Below are 3,662 nucleotides of genomic sequence, written 5' to 3' on the forward strand. Positions count from 1 at the left end.
CCTTCGGCGGGCTGCTGCTGCTCGGCGGCCGGACCGGGGACCTGCTCGGCCGCCGCACGATGTTCATCGCCGGGCTGCTGCTGTTCTCCGCCGCCTCCCTGGCCGGCGGGTTCGCCAGCAGCCAGGCCTTCCTGCTCACCGCCCGCGCCGTGCAGGGCGCCGGCGGCGCGCTGGTCGCCCCGGCCGCGCTGTCGCTGATCACCACCACCTTCGCCGAGGGCCCGCCGCGCACCCGGGCGTTCGGCGTGTACGCCGCGATGAGCATCGCCGGCGGCGCGATCGGCCTGATCGGCGGCGGCCTGCTGACCACCTACGCCTCATGGCGGTGGGTGCTGTTCGTCAACGTGCCCATCGGCGCCGCCGTCGCGCTGGCCGCCCCGCGGGTGCTGGCCGAGAGCCCGCGCCGCCGCGGCCGGTTCGACCTGCCCGGCGCGATCACCGGCACCGCCGGGGTCGCCGCCCTGGTCTACGGCCTGATCAGCGCCGCCACCACCCCCGACGGCATCTCCCACTGGGGCGACGCCAAAGTCCTCGCCTCACTCGCCGCCGCCGCGGTCCTGCTCGCCGCGTTCGCCGTGATCGAGACCCGCAGCCCGCAGGCCCTGCTGCCGATCCGGCTGCTGCGCGACCGCACCCGCACCGGCGCCTACCTGTCCTACGCCGGGGTCGGCATCTTCATCTTCGGCATGTTCTTCTTCCTCACCGTGTTCATGCAGACCGCCTGGGGATACTCGCCCCTGCGCACCGGCGTCGCCTACCTCCCGTTCACCGCCGCCCTGTTCCTCGGAGCCGGAGCCGTCACCCAGCTCGTGCCCAAGACCGGCGCCCGCCCCATCCTGATCGCCGGCTCCGCGGCCGCCGCCGGCGGCCTGTACTGGCTGTCCCGGATCAGCGAGCACGACACCTACGCCAGCGCGGTCCTCGGCCCGACCATGATCATCGGCGCCGGCGCCGCCCTGCTCTTCGTCACCCTGTCCCTGGTCGCGCTCAACCGCGTCCCCGAAGCCGACGCCGGGGTCGCCTCCAGCCTGCTCAACACCGGCCAGCAAACCGGCGGCTCCATCGGCCTGGCGCTGCTCGGCACCGTCGCCTGGACCGTCGCCGCCCACAGCGCCCACGCCCAGGCCGCCGCCGCCGCCCGGGCCGGGCACCCGGCCCGCCCGGGCAGCCCGCTGGCCGCAGCGATCTACAACCACGCCCTCGCCACCGGGTTCGCCCGCGGGTTCCTGGTCGCCGCCGGGATCGCGCTGCTCACCCTCATCACCAACCTCGCCGTCATCCAGGTCCGCCGCGCCGACCTCGCCGGCACCCAGCAACCCCAACCCGCCCCGCCCGACCGCCCGGCACAACCGCAGTAACCGCAGCCCACGGCACCAGCACCGTGCCCAACCAGACAGGGAAACAGATGAGCCAGGACCAGCAGCCGGGGTCTGAGGGGGACTTCCTCGTCACCTTCTTTCTCGTGGTCTCCGACCAGGACAGGTCCCGTAACTTCTACCAGTCCGTGTTCGGCGGGAAAGTCCTGCGCGAGCGCGATCCAGTCATCTTGGAGGTAGCGAACGCGACGCTCATCCTCAACGACGGCGGCGGCCCGACCGACGACAAACCCACGGTCACCCTCACCACGCCGCCCGACCCCGACCAGGTCAGCGCCTTCCTCAACATCCGCGTCACGGATATCGCCACGGCATCTAAGGTCTGGTCGGCCAGAGGAGCCGAGTTCCTCACCGAGCCCAAAGACCACGGCGGCGAGATCCGCGCGTACATCCGCGACCCCGACGGCCACCTCATCGAGGTCGGCCAGACCACCCCCACACCAAGCTCGTAACGCCGTGAGCTCCCAGCCAGACGGAGAACTCCGGACATGCGCCCGCTGGCGTCAGGCAAAGCTCTGCAGGCCGGCTCGTTATTATCCGCGCATCTCGCCGTGGAGAGTTCCTACCACGTCGCCTCAAACAACTCGCTCTACTCGCGGAGGCTGAATATGTCCAAGACAATCCTGATCACCGGCGCGAGCAGCGGCTTCGGCCGTGACACGGCGGAGACCCTAGGCCGGGCCGGCCACGCGGTGTATGCCTCGATGCGCGGTGCGCAGGGCAAGAACCTCGCGGCCGCCGAGGCCCTGCGCAAGCTCGGCATCGAGGTCGTGGAACTGGACGTCAGCGACGACGCGTCCGTCGAAGCAGGCGTCAGGAACGTGCTGGCGGAGGCCGACACGATCGACGTGCTCGTCAACAACGCCGGCATCGGTTCAGCCGGCGTAACAGAAGCGTTCACCGCGGAGCAGGCGAAGGTCATCTTCGACACGAATGTCATCGGGCTGCTTCGCGTCACCCGCGCCGTGCTGCCCTCCATGCGCCGGCAGCACGACGGCCTGATCATCAACATCGGCTCGATCCTCGGCCGCGTGACGTTCCCCTTCGTCGGCATCTACGGCGCGAGCAAGTTCACGGTCGAAGCGCTGACCGACAGCCTCCGCTACGAAGTCTCCCAGCTCGGCGTCGAAGTCGTGGAGGTGCAGCCGAGCGCTTACCCGACCAACTTCCTGACCGGCAGTCAGACCCCCGCCGGCACCGAAGTGGCCAAGTCCTACGGCGAGGTCGGCCACATCCCCGACGCCCTGTTCAAGTCCTTGACATCGACGTTCGAGGGCAAGGACGCCCCGAATCCGCACGATGTCGCGGAGGCCATCGTCAAGCTCATCGGTCAGGCCAAGGGCAGCCGCGCTGTCCGCACCGTCGTTGGCGCGCCGTTCGGCTCCGACCAGGCCAACGAAGACGTCGCGCCGGTGCAATCCAAGGTGGTCGAGGCACTTGGCCTCAGCCATCTCGAAAAGGTCGCTTAGTAGCCCATCGAGACGAAAGGAACTCGTCATGCCTAGTCCGACAATTGTTCTGGTTCACGGCGCGTTCGCAGACGCGTCCAGCTGGCGGCCGGTGTTCGACCGGCTCGCCGATGACGGTCACACCGTTCTCGCGCCGCCGAACCCGCTGCGCGGCCTCCGGTACGACGCTTCCTACACGGCGTCGGTCATCGACCAGATCGACGGCCCCGTCGTCCTTGTTGGCCATTCGTATGGCGGCGCGGTGATCACGGTCGCCGGCGGCTCGGCCAAGGTCGCCGGGCTCGTGTACGTCGCCGGCGTCGCGCCCGACGAGGGCGAGTCGGTCAACGACCTGCAGGGACGCTTCCCGTCGCTCGCGATGGGCCCGCTCGTGCGTCCGGCGCAGTTGGCCGACGGCAGCGTCGAGGTGTCGATCGACCCCGCGCGGTTCCACGACGTCTTCTGCGCCGACGTTCCCGACGCCGACGCTGCGTTCATGGCGATCTCGCAGCGCCCGGTCTCGGCCGCGGCGTTCGACGATCCCGCGACCGCCGCTGCCTGGCGGGCGAAGCCGTCCTGGGCGGTGTTCGGCACGGCGGATTACCCGGTCGCACCGGAGCTCCACCGCTTCTCCTACGACCGCGCCGGCGCCACGGTCACCGAGGTCGAAGGCGCCTCCCACTTCCTCATGAGGTCACAGCCGGACATCGTGGCACGCGTCATCCGCGAGGCCGTCGTGGCAAGCGCGGTCAACGTAGCGCCGTAACGGACGCCATTGGGCGGCGTCGCGGAGAAGGGAGGACAGCATGGAGTTCCTGGTCGAGTTCGAGGTCGAGGT

4 protein-coding genes are annotated in these 3,662 nt (G+C 70.1%); all 4 read left to right on the top strand.

Features of this window, described 5'->3' with window-relative positions; genetic code table 11:
- On the top strand, window positions 1-1,358 hold a 1,358-nt coding region (locus VGS97_RS29220; RefSeq protein ID WP_326856919.1), incomplete at its 5' end, for an MFS transporter.
- A 47-nt stretch (window positions 1,359-1,405) separates the two neighbouring features.
- On the top strand, window positions 1,406-1,828 hold the full coding sequence (locus VGS97_RS29225) for a VOC family protein (protein ID WP_326856920.1): 423 nt from the start codon (window positions 1,406-1,408) through the stop codon (window positions 1,826-1,828).
- A 36-nt stretch (window positions 1,829-1,864) separates the two neighbouring features.
- Window positions 1,865-2,845: an SDR family oxidoreductase gene (locus VGS97_RS29230; RefSeq protein WP_326856921.1), complete on the top strand. Its 981-nt coding sequence runs from the start codon at window positions 1,865-1,867 to the stop codon at window positions 2,843-2,845.
- 28 nt (window positions 2,846-2,873) lie between these two features.
- Window positions 2,874-3,590 (top strand): alpha/beta hydrolase, encoded by a 717-nt coding sequence (locus tag VGS97_RS29235; RefSeq protein ID WP_326856923.1) that lies wholly within the window; start codon window positions 2,874-2,876, stop codon window positions 3,588-3,590.
- Window positions 3,591-3,662: the final 72 nt, after the last annotated feature.

This window comes from Actinocrinis sp. (genome assembly GCF_035946395.1).
GTDB lineage: Bacteria > Actinomycetota > Actinomycetes > Streptomycetales > Catenulisporaceae > Actinocrinis.